The organism is Qipengyuania sp. RANM35, assembly GCF_041021145.2.
Lineage (GTDB): Bacteria > Pseudomonadota > Alphaproteobacteria > Sphingomonadales > Sphingomonadaceae > Qipengyuania > Qipengyuania soli.
This window is the reverse complement of record NZ_CM196433.1, coordinates 166,043-183,614: the sequence shown is the minus strand read 5'-3', so window position 1 is coordinate 183,614 and position 17,572 is coordinate 166,043. Positions and strand designations below refer to the sequence as shown.

The window sequence follows — 17,572 nt, the reverse complement described above, 5'->3', positions numbered from 1 at the left end:
CTGCCCCGTCCGGCGCTAGGGCACGCGCCATGACCGGACAATTTGCACTTACCGACGACCAGCTCGCGATCCAGGAAATGGCGCAGCGGTTCACGGCCGACAACATCACCCCCTTCGCCGCCGAATGGGACGAGAAGAGCCACTTCCCCCGCGACGTTATCCAGAAGACCGGCGAGCTCGGCTTCGGCGCGATCTACGTCAGCGAGGAATCGGGCGGCATCAACCTCGGGCGGCTCGAAGCGGCGCTGATCATGGAAGCCATGGCCTATGGCTGCCCGGCGACCAGCGCCTATGTCTCGATCCACAACATGGCAACGTGGATGATCGACCGCTTCGGCGGCGAGGACGTGAAATCGCGCTTCCTGCCGAGCCTCGTGACCATGGAAAAAATTGCCAGCTACGCCCTGACCGAACCGGGTTCGGGATCGGACGCGGCGGGGCTCAAGACCACCGCTGTGCTCGATGGCGACCACTATGTCCTCAACGGCACCAAGCAGTTCATTTCGGGCAGCGGCTTCAACGATATCTATGTCGTCATGGTCCGCACCGGCGAGCACAAGTCCAAGGGCATCACCTGCCTCGTGATCGAGAAGGACACCCCCGGCCTCTCCTTCGGCAAGCCGGAGAAGAAGCTCGGCTGGAACGCATCGCCCACGGCGCAGCTGATTTTCGAGGATTGCCGCGTGCCCGTGGCCAACCGCGTCGGGCCGGAAGGCGACGGGTTCCGCTATGCCATGGCAGGCCTCGACGGCGGTCGCCTCAACATCGGTGCCTGCTCATTGGGGGGGGCCCAGCGTTGTCTCGATGAGGCAGTGAAGTACACCAAGGAACGCCAGCAGTTCGGCCAGCCGATCGCCGACTTCCAGAACACCCAGTTCATGCTCGCCGACATGGCCACCGATCTCGAGGCAGCGCGCGCCCTGCTCTATCTCGCGGCAGCCAAGGTCACCGACAACGCGCCCGACAAGAGCAAGTTCTCGGCCATGGCAAAGCGGCTGGCGACCGACAGCGGGAGCAAGATCGTCAACGACGCACTGCAGCTGTTCGGCGGCTACGGCTACCTCAAGGAATACCCGATCGAGCGCTTCTGGCGCGACCTCAGGGTCCACTCGATCCTCGAAGGCACCAACCAGGTCATGCGCATGATCGTCGGTCGCGAGATGCTGCGCCAATGATTGGCCTCGCCATGACGGCGTTGGTGGTGCCCGACTATGACGAGGCCATCGCCTTCTTCCGCGACGCACTGGGCTTCGCGCTGGAAGAGGACAGCGACCTTGGCGAAGGCAAGCGCTGGGTGGTCATGGCCGGATCGCATGGCGGCAGGTTGCTGCTCGCCCGCGCCGTCAACGACGACCAACGCTCCGCCATCGGCAACCAGACCGGCGGCCGCGTGGGCTGGTTCCTCGACACCAATGACTTCGCCACCGACCATGGCCGCATGACCGCATGGGGGGTGGAATTCACCGACGGACCGCGCGAGGAGCCCTATGGCACCGTCGCGGTCTTCAACGATCCCTGGGGCAACCGCTGGGACCTTATCGAACGCAAGGATGCCGCATGACCGACGAGGTCCATATCCATACCCACGGCCGCGCGGGGCACATCTCGCTCAACCGGCCCAAGGCGCTCCACGCGCTGACCCTCGACATGTGCCACGCGATGAGCGCGGGCCTCGCCAAGTGGGCCGAGGACGATGCGGTAGAGGCGGTCATCCTCGACCACGCCGAAGGGCGTGGGTTCTGCGCCGGGGGCGACATCAACCTGCTGCGCCATTCCGCATTGAACGACGGGGGCAAGAGCGGGCGCGCCTTCTTCCATGACGAGTACCAGCTCAATCACCAGATGTTCGAGTACGCGAAGCCCATCGTGGCCTTCATGGACGGCATCACCATGGGCGGCGGCGTGGGCATCGCCATGCCGTGCAAGTACCGCGTGGCGACCGAGAACACGCGGTTCGCCATGCCGGAGACGGGCATCGGCCTGTTTCCCGATGTCGGCGGCGGCTGGCACCTCTCGCGTCTCGGCGGCAGGCTGGGGCAATTCCTCGCGCTTACCGGCGCGCGGCTCGACGGGTCGGAATGCCTGTGGGCCGGCATCGCCACGCACTACCTGCCGGCTGAGAAACTGGCCGAAGCGAAGGCTCGCATAGCCGAGCATCCGGATCGCATTGCGGGCATCCTTTCCGAACTTTCCGAGACGCCCCCACCAGCACGCATCGAAGCCAATGCCGAGCGGATCGCCAAGCATTTCGCTTCCGATAGGTACGAGGATATCCTCGAAAGTCTCGAGCTGGACGACATCGAATGGGCGGCGAAGGAACTCGCGACCCTGCGCACCAAGAGTCCGCAAACCTGCAAGGTCGCCCTGAGGCAATTTGCCGAAAGTCAAAATCTCGACAATTTCGCCGACAACATGAAAATGGAGTACCGGATCGCTTCGCGCGTGCTGATCCGCCCCGATTTTGCCGAGGGTGTCCGCGCGGTGATCGTCGACAAGACACACGACCCCAAATGGGACCCGGCAACGCCCGAGGGCGTGAGCGAGGAACTGCTCGACAGCATCTTCGCCCCGCTTCCCGCCAACGAGGAATGGAAACCCCTATGAGTTACGAAACCATCACCGTCGAGAAGCGTGACGCGGTTACGCTGATCACGCTCAATCGCCCGCAGGCGCTGAACGCGCTCAACTCGCAGGTGCTGGACGAGCTGATCGACGCTTTTGCTGCCTACCAGGCCGATGCCAGCCAGCTGTGCGCGGTTCTGACCGGCTCGGGCGACAAAGCCTTCGCCGCAGGCGCGGACATCAAGGAGATGAGCGAGAAGGCGGCGGCCGACTTCTATCTCGACGACTTCTTCAGCCCCTGGACCAGCGAGATCGTCAAGAAGACCCGCAAGCCGTGGATCGCGGCAGTCAACGGCTTCGCGCTGGGCGGCGGGTGCGAACTGGCGATGATGGCCGACTTCATCATCGCGTCGGACAAGGCCAAGTTCGGCCAGCCCGAGATCAATCTCGGCGTCGCCCCGGGCATGGGCGGCAGCCAGAGGCTGACCAAGGCAGTCGGCAAGTCGAAGGCGATGGAAATGTGCCTGACGGGCCGGATGATGGGCGCCGAAGAGGCCGAGCGCGCGAACCTCGTCGCACGCGTCGTCCCGCACGAGAGCCTGATCGAGGAAGCGCTGAAGACCGCCGCGACCATCGCCAGCAAGCCGCCGATGGCCGCGATCGCCAACAAGGAAATGGTCAACGCCGCTTTCGAGACTTCGCTCGATCAGGGCCTGATCATCGAGCGCCGCATCTTCCAGATCCTCACCGCCAGTGAGGACAAGAAGGAAGGCATGAGCGCGTTCATCGAGAAGCGCGAGGGCAAGTGGAAGGGACGCTGACATGAAAATCGCTTTCATCGGCCTCGGCAACATGGGCGGCGGGATGGCCGCGAACCTCGTCAAGGCGGGGCACGAGGTGAATGCCTTCGACCTTGCGGATGAAGCGCTGCGTTCGGCCGCCGAACATGGGTGTTCAGTGTTCGACGACGCAGGCGCTGCGTGCGAAGGCGTGGACGCGGTCGTCACCATGCTGCCCAACGGGGGTATCGTGAAATCGGTCTACCAGGGCAGCGTCTTCGGCCATGCGCCTGCCGGTGCCATCCTGCTCGACTGTTCGACCATCGATGTCGCGACCGCCAAGGAGGTCATCGCGGCCGCCGAAGCGGCGGGCTATAACATGGTCGATGCGCCGGTATCGGGCGGGATCGCGGCGGCAAACGGCGGGACGCTGACCTTCATGGTCGGCGGCAGCGACAAGGCTTTCGAGCGCGCCAGCGAAGTGCTCGACCCGATGGGCAAGGCCGTGATCCATGCCGGCGCTGCGGGCGCGGGCCAGACCGCCAAGATCTGCAACAACATGCTCCTCGCCATCACCATGATCGGCACGGCAGAGGCGATGACCATGGCGAAGAAGCTCGGCCTCGACCCGCAGAAGTTCTACGAGATCAGCTCGGTTTCGTCAGGCTACAACTGGTCGTTGAACGCCTACACCCCCCTCCCCGGCGTCGGCGTGCAGAGCCCGGCGGACAACGATTACCAGGGCGGCTTCGCCACCGCGCTGATGCTCAAGGATCTGCGCCTCGCGATGGAAGCGGCGGCGAGTGTCGATGCCACCACCGTGCTCGGTTCGACCGCGGCGGAACTTTACGAGCGCTTCGCCGAGGCCAACGGCGGGCTCGACTTCAGCGCGATCATCAAGACGCTCTGATTTCCTCGATGATCCGCGCGAGCCAGTCGCGCGGCGCAGCCCTGCGCCCGATATCGGCGACGAATTCCTGCCCCCTCGCCACGCTGCGCAACCTGCCGCCGCGAAGCCAGCGGTCGGGACGGTCGTGATAGCTCAGACCGCCCGGCTTCAACCATGCGGGCCGCTGCCATAGCGAGGGCTGTGCGCCCGGCACGGTGAGACGCAACGCATCGCTCGCGCGCGCAGCCACCTGCCCGCGTCCGGCGTAGATAGCGTCGTTGCTGCCGTGCATTCCTAGCGCGTGCGGATGCCTGTGCTTGACCAGCCAGCCCGGCGCACCACCCGCGAGCGGGATAACATCCTCGACTTCGAGGAAGCCGAAGATCCGGTGATGTAGATCGCCACCCTCCTCGCGGAACAGGCCGAAGAAGAGGAACACGTCTCCCACCCCGACACCGCGGTTTTCCAGATGGGTCTGCGCCGCGCCAACCTGTCCGAAGAGGCAGCGCCCGTCAGCGGTGAACATGGGGTCGTGGTGGCACAGCGAAGCGGCGTCATGACGTCCCCTGCTCGCCCGCGCTGCATGGTCGCCAAGGCCGAGGTCGCCATAGCTTGTCCGCGATGCCACGCCCGCCGGAATGGGCAGGCTTACCGGTCGTCCCTCCACAATCGGCGAAGGCCCACCGCCCGCCGCACTATCGAAGCCCTTCCGGCTGAAGACGATCTTCATGACCGCGGGCGAGCGATCAACGCCCGCCCTGCTCGCTCAAACTCGGCGATCCGGAAGGTGGATTGGGCTCCTGCCAGGCGAGGACCGGCTTCCTTGCCGCCAGCGTCTCGTCGAGGCGGCGGCGCGGGGCGTAGTGCGGCGCGGTCTTGAGTGTCTCGTCACCGTTCACTGCCCGCTCTGCGACGCTGCGCAGGGCACCGATGAACTGGTCGAGCGCGGCCTTGCTCTCGGTCTCGGTCGGTTCGACCAGCATCGCGCCATGCACCACCAGCGGGAAGTACATGGTCATCGGATGATAGCCCTCGTCGATCAGCCCCTTGGCGAGATCGAGGGTGGAGAGCCCCTCGGCGAAACCCTTATCGCTGAACAGCGCCTCGTGCATGCACGGCCCGCTGGGTCCGAAGGGCGCATCGAGCACGTCCTCGAGGCTGCGCAGGATGTAATTGGCGTTGAGGACCGCATCCTCGGCCACCTGCTTCAAGCCATCGGCGCCGTGGCTGAGGATGTAGGTCAGCGCGCGGGTGAACATGCCCATCTGCCCGTGGAAGGCCGTCATGCGGCCGAAGGCCTGCGTGTGGTCGAACTCGGCCGCGTTCTCTTCCTCGACGAGGTGGACGATGCCGTCCTTGGTCCGCGCAGTGAAGGGCAGCGGGCCGAACGGCGCGAGCGCTTCCGACAGCACCACCGGCCCCGAACCCGGACCGCCGCCGCCGTGCGGGGTGGAGAAGGTCTTGTGCAGGTTGATGTGCATCGCATCGACGCCAAGGTCGCCCGGGCGCACCTTGCCGACGATGGCGTTGAAGTTGGCACCGTCGCAATAGACAAAGCCGCCCGCCGCGTGGACCGCGTCGGAGATCGCCTTCAAGTCGCGCTCGAACAACCCGCAGGTGTTGGGGTTGGTGATCATCACGCCGGCGACATCGGGACCGAGGCGTGCCTTGAGCGCCTCGAGGTCGACGCGGCCTTCGGCGGTCGCTGGAATGTCCTCCACGCGATATCCGGCAAAGGCGGCGGTGGCGGGGTTGGTGCCATGCGCGCTTTCGGGGACGAGGATGACCTCGCGCGCATCGCCGCGCGCTTCCAGCGCGGCGCGGATGCACAGGATGCCGCACAGCTCGCCATGCGCGCCCGCCTTGGGGCTCATCGCGACGCCGTACATGCCGGTCAGCTCGATCAGCCAGAAGGCCAGTTCATTGATGACCTCGAGCGCGCCGCGCACGGTGTCGACCGGCTGCAGCGGATGGACATCGGCGAAGCCGGGCATCCGTGCGACCTTCTCGTTGAGGCGCGGGTTGTGCTTCATCGTGCAGCTTCCCAGCGGGAAGAGGCCGAGGTCGATGGCGTAGTTCTGGCGGCTGAGACGCGTGTAGTGACGCACGGTCTCGGGTTCGGAGAGACCGGGCAGGCCGATGGCCTCGGCGCGGTCGAAACCGCCCAGGCGGTTCGCGCCGCCCTGAGGTTCGGGAAGGTCGACGCCGGTCTGCTCGACATGGCCGATCTCGAACAGCAGCGGCTCTTCCAGCATCAGCGCGCGGTTGCCGGTGGCGGTATCGGGACCGCTCATGGCGTTGTGACCTTCGACAGGCGTGCCGGGCTTCCAGCCGGATGCGTTTGGCGCGTTCATGCCAGCACCTCCTCGAGAGCGGAGGCAAGCATTTCAATGTCCTCCTCGGTGGTGGTTTCGGTCACTGCGACGAGCAGGCCGTCGGCGAGTTCCTCATGCGCCGGGAACAGGCGGCCGAGCGAGACGCCCGCCAGAACGCCCCTGTCGGCGAGAGTGCGCACGACCTTGCGCGCATCCGTGCCGAGACGGAGGGTGAACTCGTTGAAGAAGGCGTCGTTGAGGACGCTTACACCCGGAACCTTTGCCAGCCGGTCGGCGGCGAGGCAGGCGAGGCGGTGATTTTCCGCCGCCAGCGCGCGCAGGCCTTTCTCGCCGAGCAGGGTCATGTGGACGCTGAACGCCAGCGCGCAGAGGCCCGAGTTGGTGCAGATGTTCGATGTCGCTTTCTCGCGGCGGATGTGCTGCTCGCGGGTCGAGAGAGTGAGCACGAAGCCGCGCTTGCCCTCGGCATCGACCGTCTCGCCACACAGGCGGCCCGGCATCTGGCGCACATGCTTGGGATCGCGCACCGCGAAGAGGCCGAGGTACGGCCCGCCGAACTGCAGGCCGACGCCGATCGACTGGCCTTCGCCCACGACGATGTCCGCACCGAGCTCGCCCGGCGACTTGATCGCGCCCAGCGCGACGGGCTCGGTATTGACCGCGATCAGCAGCGCGCCCTTGGCATGAGCCGCCTCGGCAATCTCGGCGAGGTCGGGGATGCGTCCGAGGATGTCGGGGTACTGGACCACGACGCAGCTGGTCTGGTCGTCGATCCGCGCGATCAGGCCAGCGTTATCCGGCGCGGCCTGGAGCGCGGGCGAGGCAGATGCGATCTCGTCCTCGGTGAACTTCGCCATGGTCTTGACGACCTCGGCATAGTGCGGGTGCAGAGCGCCCGAGAGGACCACGCGTTTGCGCTTGGTCACGCGCCCGGCCATCGCCACTGCTTCCCAGCACGCGGTCGACCCGTCGTACATCGAGGCATTGGCGACCGCGCAGCCATAGAGGCGGGCGACCTGGCTCTGGAACTCGAACAGCATCTGCAGCGTGCCCTGCGCGATTTCCGGCTGGTAAGGCGTGTAGGCGGTCAGGAACTCGCCGCGCTGGATGATGTGGTCGACGCTCGCCGGGACGTGATGCTTGTACGCCCCGGCACCGAGGAAAAACGCAGCATCGGCCGCCGCGAGGTTCTTCTTGGACAGGCGCCGCATGTGCTTCTCGACCGCCATCTCGCTGGCATGCAGCGGGAGACCCGCGATCGGGCCCGACAGGCGGGCTTCCTCGGGCACGTCGACGAAGAGATCGTCGATATTGCTGGCACCGATCCGGGCGAGCATCGCCGAACGGTCATCCTGGGTAAGCGGCAGGTAGCGCATCGTATGTCCTCGGGGTCCCCGGCACGGGGACGATCAATTAGAGACTGTCGCAGAAGGCCTTGTAGGCGGCTTCGTCCATCAGGCCGTCGAGCTGGCTCGCGTCGCCGATGGTCATCTTGAAGAACCAGCCATCGCCTTCGGGCGCGGTGTTGACGAGAGCGGGATCGTCCTCGAGCGCGCCGTTGCCTTCGGTCACTTCGCCGTCGATAGGGGCGTAGACGTCGCTTGCCGCCTTGACGCTTTCCACCACTGCCGCATCGCCGCCCTTGCTGAGCGAAGTGCCGGCTGAGGGGAGTTCGACGAAGACGATGTCGCCGAGCTGGCCCTGCGCATAATCGGTGATGCCGACCGTGGCAGTGTCGCCGTCGACGTCGATCCATTCATGTTCATCGGTGAAGTAACGGGCCATCGGATCATTTCCCTCTGTAGTAGCGGTGGGGGACGAAAGGTGTCGGGACGACCGTGGCCGCCAGACGCTTCGAACGGACTTCGATTTCGAGCGCGGTGCCTGTCGCGGCATGGGCGCTGGCGACATAGGCCATGGCGATGGGCGCACCGAGCGTGGGCGAGAAACCGCCACTGGTCACCACCCCGACCTGCTCGCCGCCGGCAAAGACCTCGGCACCTTCGCGCGCGGGCATGCGGCCTTCGACCTTGAGGCCGACCCATTTGCGCAGCGTGCCTTCGACGATTTCGCGATTGATCCGTGTCGCACCGGGATAGCCGCCCCCACCCTGTTCAACGGGGCTGCCGCGGCGCTTGTTGATGCCGAACACCAGGCCTGCTTCGATGGGCGAGGTTTCAGGCGAAAGGTCGTGGCCGTAAAGCGGCAGGCCTGCCTCGAGGCGCAGGCTGTCGCGCGCGCCAAGTCCGATGGGCTTCACTTCGGGTTCGCCGCACAGCAGGTCGGCGATTTCCTCGGCTGCATGGCCGGGAAGCGAAATCTCGAAACCGTCCTCGCCCGTGTAACCGGCGCGGGCAATGGTCACCTCGTGACCTGCGATGGTGAAGCGACCGAACTTCATGAAGGTCAGCGCCGACAGCGGGTATTCACCCGACGCATGGCGCGCCAGCGCATCCGCCGCCTTGGGCCCCTGCAGCGCCAGCAGCGCCTGCTCGTCGAGGTGGTTGAGGGTGATCTCGTCGGGCAGGTATTCGCGCAGATGCCCGATATCGTCCCACTTGGTCGCACCGTTGACAACGAGATACAGGCTTTCCGGCCAGCGCGAGACCATCAGGTCGTCGAGCACGCCGCCATCCTCGTCGAGCAGCAGCGAATAGCGCTGCTGGCCTAGTTTCAGGGTCGACAGGTCGATCGGCAACACGGCTTCCACGGCCGCGTCGAGATCCGGACCGGACAACAGCAGCTGCCCCATGTGGCTGACATCGAACAGGCCGGCATTGGTGCGGGTCCATTCGTGTTCGGCCACGATGCCTTCGTACTGGATCGGCATCCAGTATCCGGCGAACTCGACCATGCGCGCGCCCTTGCCGCGATGCCAGGCATCGAGCGGCAACGTGCCGGTTTCGGGTTCTTCTATTTCGATGTCTTCGCTCAACAAACTTCCCCGACAGCATGGCCGCCCCTTGCGGAGCGCAACATTTCCATGCCCCCTCTGTCGGGAAACCTGAGAGACTGGCCCCCACCTTTATGCAAAGGTGCGCGGGCTTACCCCTTCGGTGGCCGCCGATGATGGCGACGCTTTCCAGAGTGCCGATGGCAGCGCACGGTCCGTGGGCCTGAGAGTTTCCGGGGCGGTTGCTCCTTCGGCGCCGGAGGGTTGCCCCGCCGGTCTCTCCCGTGCGCGCCTGCCGCAGAATCGCTCCCGTGGCCGACGCCGATTGCCCTGCGCGATTAGCGCGGCACGGTCAATCTCTACCCTTGCCCCGTGAGGCAATTTCCACGGCACGCGCGACGAGCGCCCGTTCCTCGTCGGAAAAGCCGCCGGTGTCCTCGACTTCGGGCTCAGGCACGGCGGTAACGAAATAGGCGATGCCGCGGTGGCCCTCCGGGTCGATCCACAGCCCCGAGCGCAGCCCATAGGCCTCGCCCGCATGACCGTACCGGCGCGCGACATCGGGGAAGAGATCGTCGTTGCAGCCCGCCAGCCCGGGATGGAGCGTCTGCACGGCGAGGCCGTAGAAGCAGAACAGCGGTGCGCTCCCGGCAGTCGGCGGTTCCGGGCGCTTGAGCCGGGCGAATCCGACAGGGTCGAGCAGGAGGGGATTCTCGTTCATGATGGCCTGACCCAGTCTCGCCAGATCCACCATCCCGATGCGCACTCCGCCCTGCGGCGAGAAGATCGAGGCATTGGTCCCCGGCACATAGGCTTCAAGGTTACATGCGGCACCTTCGGCGACCGGGATAGTGCAATTGGGCGGGCGGTCCCCGGCGGCATCGCGCGCGACCTCGCCGGTGCTGCGATAGAGTACCACCGCGCGCTCGGCGAAATCCTGCGCACAGCCGATCCAGTTGAGGCAGGCCTCGATGCCCAGCGGCGCGAAGACCGTTCGCTCGACCAGCCGATCATAACGCTCGCCGCTCGCCGCCTCGAGCACCGTCGCGACCACGGGCGAACCGACATTGGCATATTCGAAGGGAGCCTCTCCCGGCGGTGCGCCATGATACCAGGCCGCGGGATCAGTGAACTTCGCCTGCAGGCTCTCGCTCAGCGGTATGACATAACCCGCATCGTCGCGCAGGCCCGACCGGTGCGAGAGCAATTGTGCGAGGGTAACCGGCACGTCGGGATAATCGGGGTGGCGCAGTTTCCAGCCGAGATAATCCGAAACGTCGCGGTCGAGGTCGACCTTGCCTTCGTCGACTAGGCGCATGGCCGCCAGTGCCATGACGAGCTTCGATATGCTGGCGATGCGCACGGGATCGCTGGCTGTGACCGCGCGCATGGTGGAACGGTCGGCCATGCCCTCAACCACCACGGGTCTGACGTTCTCCTTGTCGAAGACGACAGCGACCGCCGCCGGCGGGGGAGACGCAGGAGCCTTAGGCACCGAAGCGCAGCCTGCCAAAAGGGCAAGTGAAGCCGTGAGAAAGAGCCGCATCATCACCTCAGCGCCAGTTGAGCCACAGCAGGTATAGCGCCGACAGCACGATCCACGCACCGTCCATGGTCTTGAGGCGCCGTGCCCCCAGCCACAGCGCTATGGGCCGCGCGAGGAAGCCGCCGAGCGCCGCGCCCGGACCGGCGAGGAGTACGACCTCCCACTGCATCGTGCCCGCCTCGACGTGCCAGATCGCCCCGCTGAGCACGCTGATCGAGGAGATGAGGCAGGCCGCACCCGTGCACAGCAGTACCGGGTAGTGGCGAATGAAGAGGTAGAGCGCGACCAGCTCCCCGACACCGACCGAGAACAAGGCGGTCAGCACGCCGCCCGGGATGGCAAGCACGAGCAGGACTATCAGGTCGAACCTCTTGAGCTGCGTTTTCTCGGGCCGCGCCATGTTGACCGTCCAGGTCGAGCCGATGAGCGCGACGCCGAGCAGGACCGAGAAAGCCTTGTATCCCATCAGGACCGCATGCTGGTCGAAGGCCGTGAAACGCTGGGTCAACAGCATTGCTGGAAGCGATAATGCGAGGACGCCGAATGCGACGGTGAAGAAATCGCGCGGGCAGACGAGGGCGTGGAGCGGCTCGGGCGCGGGCTGGTGGTAGAGGCGGTCGGTCCAGCGCAGGGCCCCCATGGTCATGCCGAAGCTCTGGATGCCCATGGAAACGCCTACGACCTGTAATGGCTGGAGGTCCATGACCCCCCATTCGCGCAAGGCGTTGAAGACCGGCACGAAGACCACGCCGCCACCGGTTCCCGAGGTGTTGGCAATGATCGCCCCGATCACCCCGATGCCCGGCAGGAACCAGAGTTCGCGCATCAGGTCGGGTTGGAACGGGACTGCGATGAGCAGCAGAATGTATGCGGCCAGCATGATGCTGCCGCCGATCCACACCAGCCGCCCCCGGGGCAGCGCGCTCAATCCAGATTCGGTCGCAGCCATCTCTCGGCGGTCGCAATATCGACCCCGCGGCGGCGCGCATAGTCCTCAAGCTGGTCGCGCCCGATCCGCGCGACGCCGAAATACTGTGCTTCCGGGTGGCCGAAGTAGAACCCGCTGACCGCAGCCGTGGGATACATGGCGAAATTTTCGGTCAGGGTAAGCCCCGCGTTCTTCGGCGCGTCGAGAAGATCGAAGAGGATCGGCTTCAAACTGTGGTCGGGACACGCCGGGTAACCGGGCGCCGGACGGATGCCACGATACTCTTCCTTGATCAGCGCCTCGTTGGTCAGCTGTTCCTGCGGCGCATAGCCCCACAGCTCGGTGCGGACATGCTGGTGGAGGCGCTCGGCGAAGGCCTCCGCGAAGCGATCAGCCAGCGCTTTCAGAAGGATGTCCGAATAGTCGTCCTTGTCGTCCTTGAAGCGCGCCGAATGCGGTTCGATGCCATGGATGCCAACCGCGAAACCGCCGATCCAGTCGCCCGCCGGATCGATGAAATCGGCAAGGCACATGTTCGCCCGGTCACGGCTCTTCTTCACCTGCTGCCGAAGGAAGGGGAGCACTACGTGACGCTCTTCTTCCGCTATATGAAGCGTTACATCGTCGCCATCCCGCGCGCAGGGCCAGAAGCCCGCCACCCCCTTCGCCACCAGCCACTTTTCGGCGATGATCCGGTCGAGCATGGCGTTGGCATCGGCGAACAATTGCTGCGCGGTCTCGCCCACGACCTCGTCCTTGAGGATCGCAGGGTAAGTCCCGTGCAGTTCCCAGGCGCGGAAGAATGGCGTCCAGTCGATGTAGTGGCGCAGGTCCGCCAGGTCCCAGTCGTCGAAGGCGTGCACCCCCGGTTGCAGCGGCGGTGCGGCCTTGTCCGAAAGATAGGCATCGAAGAAATTCGCCCGCGCTTCCTCGATGGTCAGCAGGACGCTCTGCCCCTTGCCCTCGCGCGCATCGCGGACCTTCTCGTATTCGGCTGCGGTCGTATCCACGAACTCGTCACGCTGCGTGTCGGAGAGCAGGCGGCTGGCGACGCCCACCGCGCGGCTCGCGTCGAGGACATGGATCACCGGGCCCTCGTAGGCCGGATCGATGCGCAACGCCGTGTGGACCTTGCTCGTGGTCGCCCCGCCGATCAGCAGTGGCATGGTGAGGCCAGCCCGCTGCATTTCCTCGGCAACCGTCACCATCTCGTCGAGCGAGGGAGTGATGAGGCCCGAGAGGCCGATCATGTCGGCTCCGTTCTCGTTCGCGGCAGCGAGGATCTGCTGCCATGGCACCATCACACCGAGATCGATGACCTCGTACCCGTTGCACTGCAGGACCACGCCGACGATGTTCTTGCCGATATCGTGAACGTCGCCCTTGACCGTCGCCATGACGATCTTGCCCTTCGACTGGTCGGCAAGACCCGATGCCTCCTTCTCCGCTTCGATGAAGGGGATGAGGTGGGCGACCGCCTTCTTCATGACACGGGCGGATTTCACCACCTGGGGCAGGAACATCTTGCCGCTGCCGAACAGGTCGCCGACCACGTTCATGCCGTCCATCAGCGGTCCTTCGATGACCTCGATGGGGCGCGCGAATTGCTGGCGGGCTTCCTCGGTATCCTCGACCACATGGGCGTCGATACCCTTGACCAGCGCGTGCTCGATCCGGCGCTCGACCGGCCAGCCGCGCCATTCCTCGGCGGCCTTCTCGTCTGCGGCGGACTTGCCCTTGTAGCTTTCCGCAAGCTCGATCAGCCGCTCGGTCGCATCCGGGCGGCGCATCAGGATCACATCTTCGCACGCTTCGCGCAGGCCTGCATCGATCTGGTCATAGACGTCGAGCTGGCCCGCATTGACGATCGCCATATCGAGCCCGGCAGGAATCGCATGATAGAGGAACACCGAGTGCATCGCGCGGCGCACGGTCTCGTTGCCGCGGAAACTGAAACTGAGGTTGGAAAGCCCCCCGCTGGTCCGCGCATGGGGGCAGCGCGCCTTGATCTCGGCCACTGCCTCGATGAAATCGAGCCCGTAGCGGTCGTGCTCCTCGATCCCCGTCGCAACGGCGAAGATGTTGGGATCGAAGATGATGTCCTCGGGCGGGAAGCCGATGCCGGTGAGGATGTCATAGGCGCGCGAACAGATCTCGACCTTGCGGTCCTTCGTATCGGCCTGGCCCTTCTCGTCGAAGGCCATCACGACCACTGCCGCACCGTAGTCCATGCATTTGCGGGCATGGTCCAGGAAAGCATCTTCGCCTTCCTTCATGCTGATCGAATTGACGATGGGCTTGCCCGAAACACATTTCAGGCCCGCCTCGATCACTTCCCACTTGGAGCTGTCGATCATCACCGGCACGCGCGCGATGTCGGGCTCGGCAGCGATGAGCTTGAGGAAGGTGGTCATGGCCGCGACCGCATCGAGCAGGCCTTCGTCCATGTTGACGTCGATCACCTGCGCACCGTTCTCGACCTGCTGGCGCGCGACCTCGACTGCCTTGTCGTACTCGCCGCCAAGGATCAGCTTCTTGAACGCCGCAGACCCGGTGACGTTCGTCCGTTCACCGATATTGACGAAGCGGGCAGTGGTGGTTTGTGTGTCGGTCATGCTGCAATCGTGAAGGGTTCGAGGCCGGCAAGGCGCATGTCGGGGGCAATGGTCGGCAGCTTGCGCGGAGCCAGGCCTTCGACTGCCTTCGCCATGGCGGCGATATGTGCAGGCGTGGAGCCGCAGCACCCGCCAAGAGCATTGATGCGCCCATTTTCGGCCCATACGCGAGTCAGTGCAGCGGTCGTCTCCGGTACCTCGTCATATTCGCCGAGGTCGTTGGGAAGGCCGGCGTTGGGATAGGCCATGAGGTAGGTGTCGGCGACGGAGGACAACAGCTGGACGTGCGGGCGCAGCTGCTCTGCGCCGAAGCTGCAATTGAGGCCGATGGTCAGCGGCTTCGCATGACGCACCGTGTACCAAAACGCCTCGACCGTATGACCCGAGAGGTTGCGCCCCGACAGGTCGGTCAGCGTTAGCGAGATCATCAGCGGGATGTCCCGCCCCAGCTCGCGCTCGAGCTGCTTCACCGCCATGATTGCGGCCTTGCAATTCAGTGTATCGAACACCGTCTCGACGAGGATGAAGTCCACCCCGCCTTCGACTAGCGCGGCGCATTGTTCGCGATAGACATCGACGATGGTGTCGAAATCGACCTCGCGATATCCGGGATCCTCGACATCGGGCGAGAGCGACAGGGTCTTGTTGGTCGGTCCGACTGCGCCGACGACGAAGCGCGGCACGCCATCGGTCTGCGCATCGACCGCCTCGCGAATGATCCGCGCCGCCGACACGTTGATGTCGCGAACCAGCCCTTCGGCTCCGTAATCGGCCTGGCTGATCCGGTTGGCGTTGAAGGTGTTGGTTGCAAGGATATGTGCGCCCGCCGCGATGTAACTGTCGCAGATGGCGCGGATGACCTGCGGCTGGGTCAGGTTGACGAGGTCGTTGTTGCCCTTCTGGTCGTGCGCGAGGCCGGTGTCGCCTGCATAGTCTTCGGCGGCCAGCCTGGCGCGCTGGATCTCCGTGCCATAGGGCCCGTCCTTGATCAGGATGCGCTGCGCCGCTGCAGCTGCGAACTCTTCACGCTTCGTCATAATCAGGCCTTCGGACGCAAACCGAGCATGTGACAGATGGCATAGCTCAGCTCGGCGCGGTTGAGGGTGTAGAAGTGGAACTGGCGCACCCCGCCCGCATAAAGGCGGCGACAGAGCTCGGCGGCGATGGTCGCGCTGACCAGCTGGCGCGCCTCGGGACGGTCGTCGAGCCCCTCGAACAGGCCTTCCATCCACGAGGGGATGGCCGTGCCGCATAGTCCGCTCATTCGCTGGACGGCGGCGAAGCTCAGCACCGGCATGATGCCCGGCACGATCTCGCCCTCGATTCCGGCACGAGCAGCCTCGTCGCGAAAACGGAAGAAGCATTGGGGGTCGAAGAAGAACTGGGTGATCGCCCGGGTCGCGCCGGCGTCGAACTTGGCCTTGAGATTGGCGATGTCGGCCTGTGCGTCGGGCGAGTCCGGATGGACCTCGGGATAGGCGGCCACCGAAATTTCGAAATCGGCGATCTTCTTGAGACCCGTGATGAGTTCCACCGCATTGGCATAGCCGCCCGGATGCGGCGTATATTTGCCGCTGCCGTCCGGCGGATCACCGCGCAGTGCGACGATGTGGCGGATACCCTCTTCCCAATAGTGACGGGCAACCTCGTCCACCTCCTCGCGGGTCGCCTCGACACAGGTGAGGTGGGCAGCTGCGGGGATTCCCGCCTCGTTCTGGATGCGGACGACCTGCTGGTGCGTACGCTCGCGGGTCGATCCCCCGGCGCCGTAGGTCACGCTGGCAAAACGGGGGCCGAGCGGTTTCAGCGTTTCGACCGCATGCCACAGGGTCTCGCCCATCTTTTCCGTCTTTGGCGGGAAGAATTCGAAGCTCACTTCGATATCGCCGGGCAGGCCGGAAAAGAGCGGCGTTTCCAGCGCCCGTTGCGCTTCTCGCATCTGGTCGACGGTTGGGCTCACGAGACGGCTTTCCTTCTTTCGGCGGCTCTTTCGCCAATCCAGATCTTCACCACCAGTTCGCCATCCTCGAGCGCAATGGCGGGGACGGGGTCGAAACCGGCATATTCCATTAGCTTGTCCATCTGGGCATCTTCGAAGCCGAGGCGCGCATGGGCATGGCGTTCGCGCAATTCCTCGCGCTGGTGGGCAGCGAAATCTACAATCGCAATCCTCCCGCCCGCACGGGTGACGCGGGCCGCTTCCGCAAGGACGGCGTCCGGGGACTGCGCGAAATGGAGGACCTGGTGGAAGAGCACCGTGTCGAAGCTTGCCGCCGCGAAGGGCAGTGACGAAAAATCGCCCTGCACCAGTTCGACGCGATCCGCCGGCAGGTGCTGGAGCTTGGCCCGCGCGACGCGCAGCATGGCGAGGCTCTTGTCGAGAGCCACGATGTGTTCGGTCCGCTCGGCCAGCAATTCGGCCATCCGTCCGGTGCCGGTGCCGATATCGAGCAGGCGACCGAGCTGGCGTCCGCCCAAGGCCTTTGCCAGCGCATCCTCGACCGCCTCGTCCGAACTGTGAAGGCGGCGCAACTCGTCCCAGTCGCCAGCGTGGCGCGCGAAATAGGCCTGCGCTTCTTCCTCGCGATACTTGCGGATTTCGGCGAGTTTCCGCCGGTCCGCATCACAGGCGGCAGCGAATGCCGGATCGTCCTCTTCGGCGTCTGCCAGCAGGCGCAGGACCCCGCCACAAAGCGATGCGCCTTCGATCGAGGCCGAGCATGCGCGCACGAATGTCCAGCTGCCTTCGCGCCTGCGTTCGGCAAGTCCTGCATCGCACAGGATCCCGATATGTCGTGACACGCGAGGCTGGCTCTGTGCGAGGACTTGCGCGACTTCGCCGACGGCAAGCTCCATCGAACCCAGCAAGCGCAGGATGCGAAGGCGCGTAAGATCGGCAAGCGCGCGGAAGGTTGCTTCGGTTCGCATATCGAAACCAGAGGATATAAAGATATTTTTATATCTGTAAATCGCGCAGCTGTCGTGCGACCAAACGATAGCTTTCCTGCGGCCAATTCCTCGTTC

The 17,572-nt window shown here is 65.1% G+C and carries 16 protein-coding genes and 2 riboswitches; of the genes, 5 read left to right on the top strand and 11 right to left on the bottom strand.

The features are described 5' to 3' along the window. Positions 1–29: 29 nt before the first annotated feature. From RAM60_RS00930 to mmsB, 5 genes are read left to right on the top strand one after another with little or no spacing between them, the layout of a single operon-like run. Positions 30–1,175 carry an acyl-CoA dehydrogenase family protein gene (locus RAM60_RS00930; RefSeq protein ID WP_369025959.1) on the top strand — a complete coding sequence of 382 codons (1,146 nt, stop codon included), beginning with the start codon at positions 30–32 and terminating at the stop codon, positions 1,173–1,175. Then, positions 1,172–1,561: a VOC family protein gene (locus tag RAM60_RS00925; protein WP_369025960.1), complete on the top strand. Its 390-nt coding sequence runs from the start codon at positions 1,172–1,174 to the stop codon at positions 1,559–1,561. Before RAM60_RS00930 ends, RAM60_RS00925 begins: the two co-directional genes overlap by 4 nt. After that, positions 1,558–2,604, top strand: coding sequence for an enoyl-CoA hydratase/isomerase family protein (locus RAM60_RS00920; RefSeq protein WP_369025961.1), 1,047 nt, complete (start codon positions 1,558–1,560; stop codon positions 2,602–2,604). Before RAM60_RS00925 ends, RAM60_RS00920 begins: the two co-directional genes overlap by 4 nt. Next, positions 2,601–3,383 carry an enoyl-CoA hydratase-related protein gene (locus tag RAM60_RS00915; RefSeq protein WP_369025962.1) on the top strand — a complete coding sequence of 261 codons (783 nt, stop codon included), beginning with the start codon at positions 2,601–2,603 and terminating at the stop codon, positions 3,381–3,383. The genes RAM60_RS00920 and RAM60_RS00915 overlap by 4 nt, the downstream gene beginning before the upstream one ends. A gap of 1 nt (position 3,384) precedes the next feature. Further along, positions 3,385–4,251, top strand: coding sequence for a 3-hydroxyisobutyrate dehydrogenase (mmsB, locus tag RAM60_RS00910; RefSeq protein WP_369025963.1), 867 nt, complete (start codon positions 3,385–3,387; stop codon positions 4,249–4,251). Here the strand turns inward: mmsB and RAM60_RS00905 are convergent. The 11 genes from RAM60_RS00905 to RAM60_RS00855 form a co-directional block, all read right to left on the bottom strand. Next, the gene (locus tag RAM60_RS00905; protein WP_369025964.1) at positions 4,238–4,960 is read right to left on the bottom strand and encodes an Nmad3 family putative nucleotide modification protein; all 723 of its coding nucleotides are present in this window, start codon (positions 4,958–4,960) and stop codon (positions 4,238–4,240) included. The genes mmsB and RAM60_RS00905 overlap by 14 nt on opposite strands. A 16-nt stretch (positions 4,961–4,976) precedes the next feature. Beyond that, positions 4,977–6,584: an aminomethyl-transferring glycine dehydrogenase subunit GcvPB gene (gcvPB, locus tag RAM60_RS00900; RefSeq protein ID WP_369025965.1), complete on the bottom strand. Its 1,608-nt coding sequence runs from the start codon at positions 6,582–6,584 to the stop codon at positions 4,977–4,979. Beyond that, positions 6,581–7,942 carry an aminomethyl-transferring glycine dehydrogenase subunit GcvPA gene (gcvPA, locus tag RAM60_RS00895; RefSeq protein ID WP_369025966.1) on the bottom strand — a complete coding sequence of 454 codons (1,362 nt, stop codon included), beginning with the start codon at positions 7,940–7,942 and terminating at the stop codon, positions 6,581–6,583. The genes gcvPB and gcvPA overlap by 4 nt, the downstream gene beginning before the upstream one ends. Before the next feature lie 37 nt (positions 7,943–7,979). After that, positions 7,980–8,351: a glycine cleavage system protein GcvH gene (gene gcvH / locus RAM60_RS00890; protein WP_369025967.1), complete on the bottom strand. Its 372-nt coding sequence runs from the start codon at positions 8,349–8,351 to the stop codon at positions 7,980–7,982. 4 nt (positions 8,352–8,355) lie between these two features. Continuing rightward, on the bottom strand, positions 8,356–9,504 hold the full coding sequence (gene gcvT, locus RAM60_RS00885; protein ID WP_510640015.1) for a glycine cleavage system aminomethyltransferase GcvT: 1,149 nt from the start codon (positions 9,502–9,504) through the stop codon (positions 8,356–8,358). A gap of 44 nt (positions 9,505–9,548) precedes the next feature. Further along, positions 9,549–9,660: riboswitch (glycine riboswitch) on the bottom strand. Next, a riboswitch (glycine riboswitch) is annotated at positions 9,661–9,754 on the bottom strand. It abuts the riboswitch before it with no gap. 57 nt (positions 9,755–9,811) lie between these two features. After that, positions 9,812–11,005 (bottom strand): serine hydrolase domain-containing protein, encoded by a 1,194-nt coding sequence (locus tag RAM60_RS00880; RefSeq protein WP_510640397.1) that lies wholly within the window; start codon positions 11,003–11,005, stop codon positions 9,812–9,814. A 7-nt stretch (positions 11,006–11,012) separates the two neighbouring features. After that, positions 11,013–11,933: a sulfite exporter TauE/SafE family protein gene (locus RAM60_RS00875; protein WP_369025970.1), complete on the bottom strand. Its 921-nt coding sequence runs from the start codon at positions 11,931–11,933 to the stop codon at positions 11,013–11,015. Next, entirely contained in the window at positions 11,930–14,548 is a 2,619-nt protein-coding gene (metH, locus tag RAM60_RS00870) for a methionine synthase (RefSeq protein ID WP_369025971.1), read from the bottom strand. Before metH ends, RAM60_RS00875 begins: the two co-directional genes overlap by 4 nt. Then, entirely contained in the window at positions 14,545–15,585 is a 1,041-nt protein-coding gene (locus RAM60_RS00865) for a homocysteine S-methyltransferase family protein (protein ID WP_369025972.1), read from the bottom strand. Before RAM60_RS00865 ends, metH begins: the two co-directional genes overlap by 4 nt. 2 nt (positions 15,586–15,587) lie before the next feature. Further along, a complete protein-coding gene (metF, locus tag RAM60_RS00860) occupies positions 15,588–16,487 on the bottom strand; it encodes a methylenetetrahydrofolate reductase (RefSeq protein ID WP_510640396.1) in 900 nt (299 codons plus the stop codon). 17 nt (positions 16,488–16,504) lie between these two features. Beyond that, on the bottom strand, positions 16,505–17,476 hold the full coding sequence (locus RAM60_RS00855) for a metalloregulator ArsR/SmtB family transcription factor (RefSeq protein ID WP_369025974.1): 972 nt from the start codon (positions 17,474–17,476) through the stop codon (positions 16,505–16,507). Between the last annotated feature and the right edge of the window lie 96 nt (positions 17,477–17,572).

Bases quoted from the DNA above. Each gene is read 5' to 3' on its own strand.
- RAM60_RS00930 (WP_369025959.1), top strand. From the start codon at position 30: ATGACCGGACAATTTGCACTTACCGACGACCAGCTCGCGATCCAGGAA.
- RAM60_RS00925 (WP_369025960.1), top strand. From the start codon at position 1,172: ATGATTGGCCTCGCCATGACGGCGTTGGTGGTGCCCGACTATGACGAG.
- RAM60_RS00920 (WP_369025961.1), top strand. From the start codon at position 1,558: ATGACCGACGAGGTCCATATCCATACCCACGGCCGCGCGGGGCACATC.
- RAM60_RS00915 (WP_369025962.1), top strand. From the start codon at position 2,601: ATGAGTTACGAAACCATCACCGTCGAGAAGCGTGACGCGGTTACGCTG.
- mmsB (WP_369025963.1), top strand. From the start codon at position 3,385: ATGAAAATCGCTTTCATCGGCCTCGGCAACATGGGCGGCGGGATGGCC.
- RAM60_RS00905 (WP_369025964.1), bottom strand. From the start codon at position 4,960: ATGAAGATCGTCTTCAGCCGGAAGGGCTTCGATAGTGCGGCGGGCGGT.
- gcvPB (WP_369025965.1), bottom strand. From the start codon at position 6,584: ATGAACGCGCCAAACGCATCCGGCTGGAAGCCCGGCACGCCTGTCGAA.
- gcvPA (WP_369025966.1), bottom strand. From the start codon at position 7,942: ATGCGCTACCTGCCGCTTACCCAGGATGACCGTTCGGCGATGCTCGCC.
- gcvH (WP_369025967.1), bottom strand. From the start codon at position 8,351: ATGGCCCGTTACTTCACCGATGAACATGAATGGATCGACGTCGACGGC.
- RAM60_RS00880 (WP_510640397.1), bottom strand. From the start codon at position 11,005: ATGCGGCTCTTTCTCACGGCTTCACTTGCCCTTTTGGCAGGCTGCGCT.
- metH (WP_369025971.1), bottom strand. From the start codon at position 14,548: ATGACCGACACACAAACCACCACTGCCCGCTTCGTCAATATCGGTGAA.
- RAM60_RS00865 (WP_369025972.1), bottom strand. From the start codon at position 15,585: ATGACGAAGCGTGAAGAGTTCGCAGCTGCAGCGGCGCAGCGCATCCTG.
- metF (WP_510640396.1), bottom strand. From the start codon at position 16,487: ATGCGAGAAGCGCAACGGGCGCTGGAAACGCCGCTCTTTTCCGGCCTG.
- RAM60_RS00855 (WP_369025974.1), bottom strand. From the start codon at position 17,476: ATGCGAACCGAAGCAACCTTCCGCGCGCTTGCCGATCTTACGCGCCTT.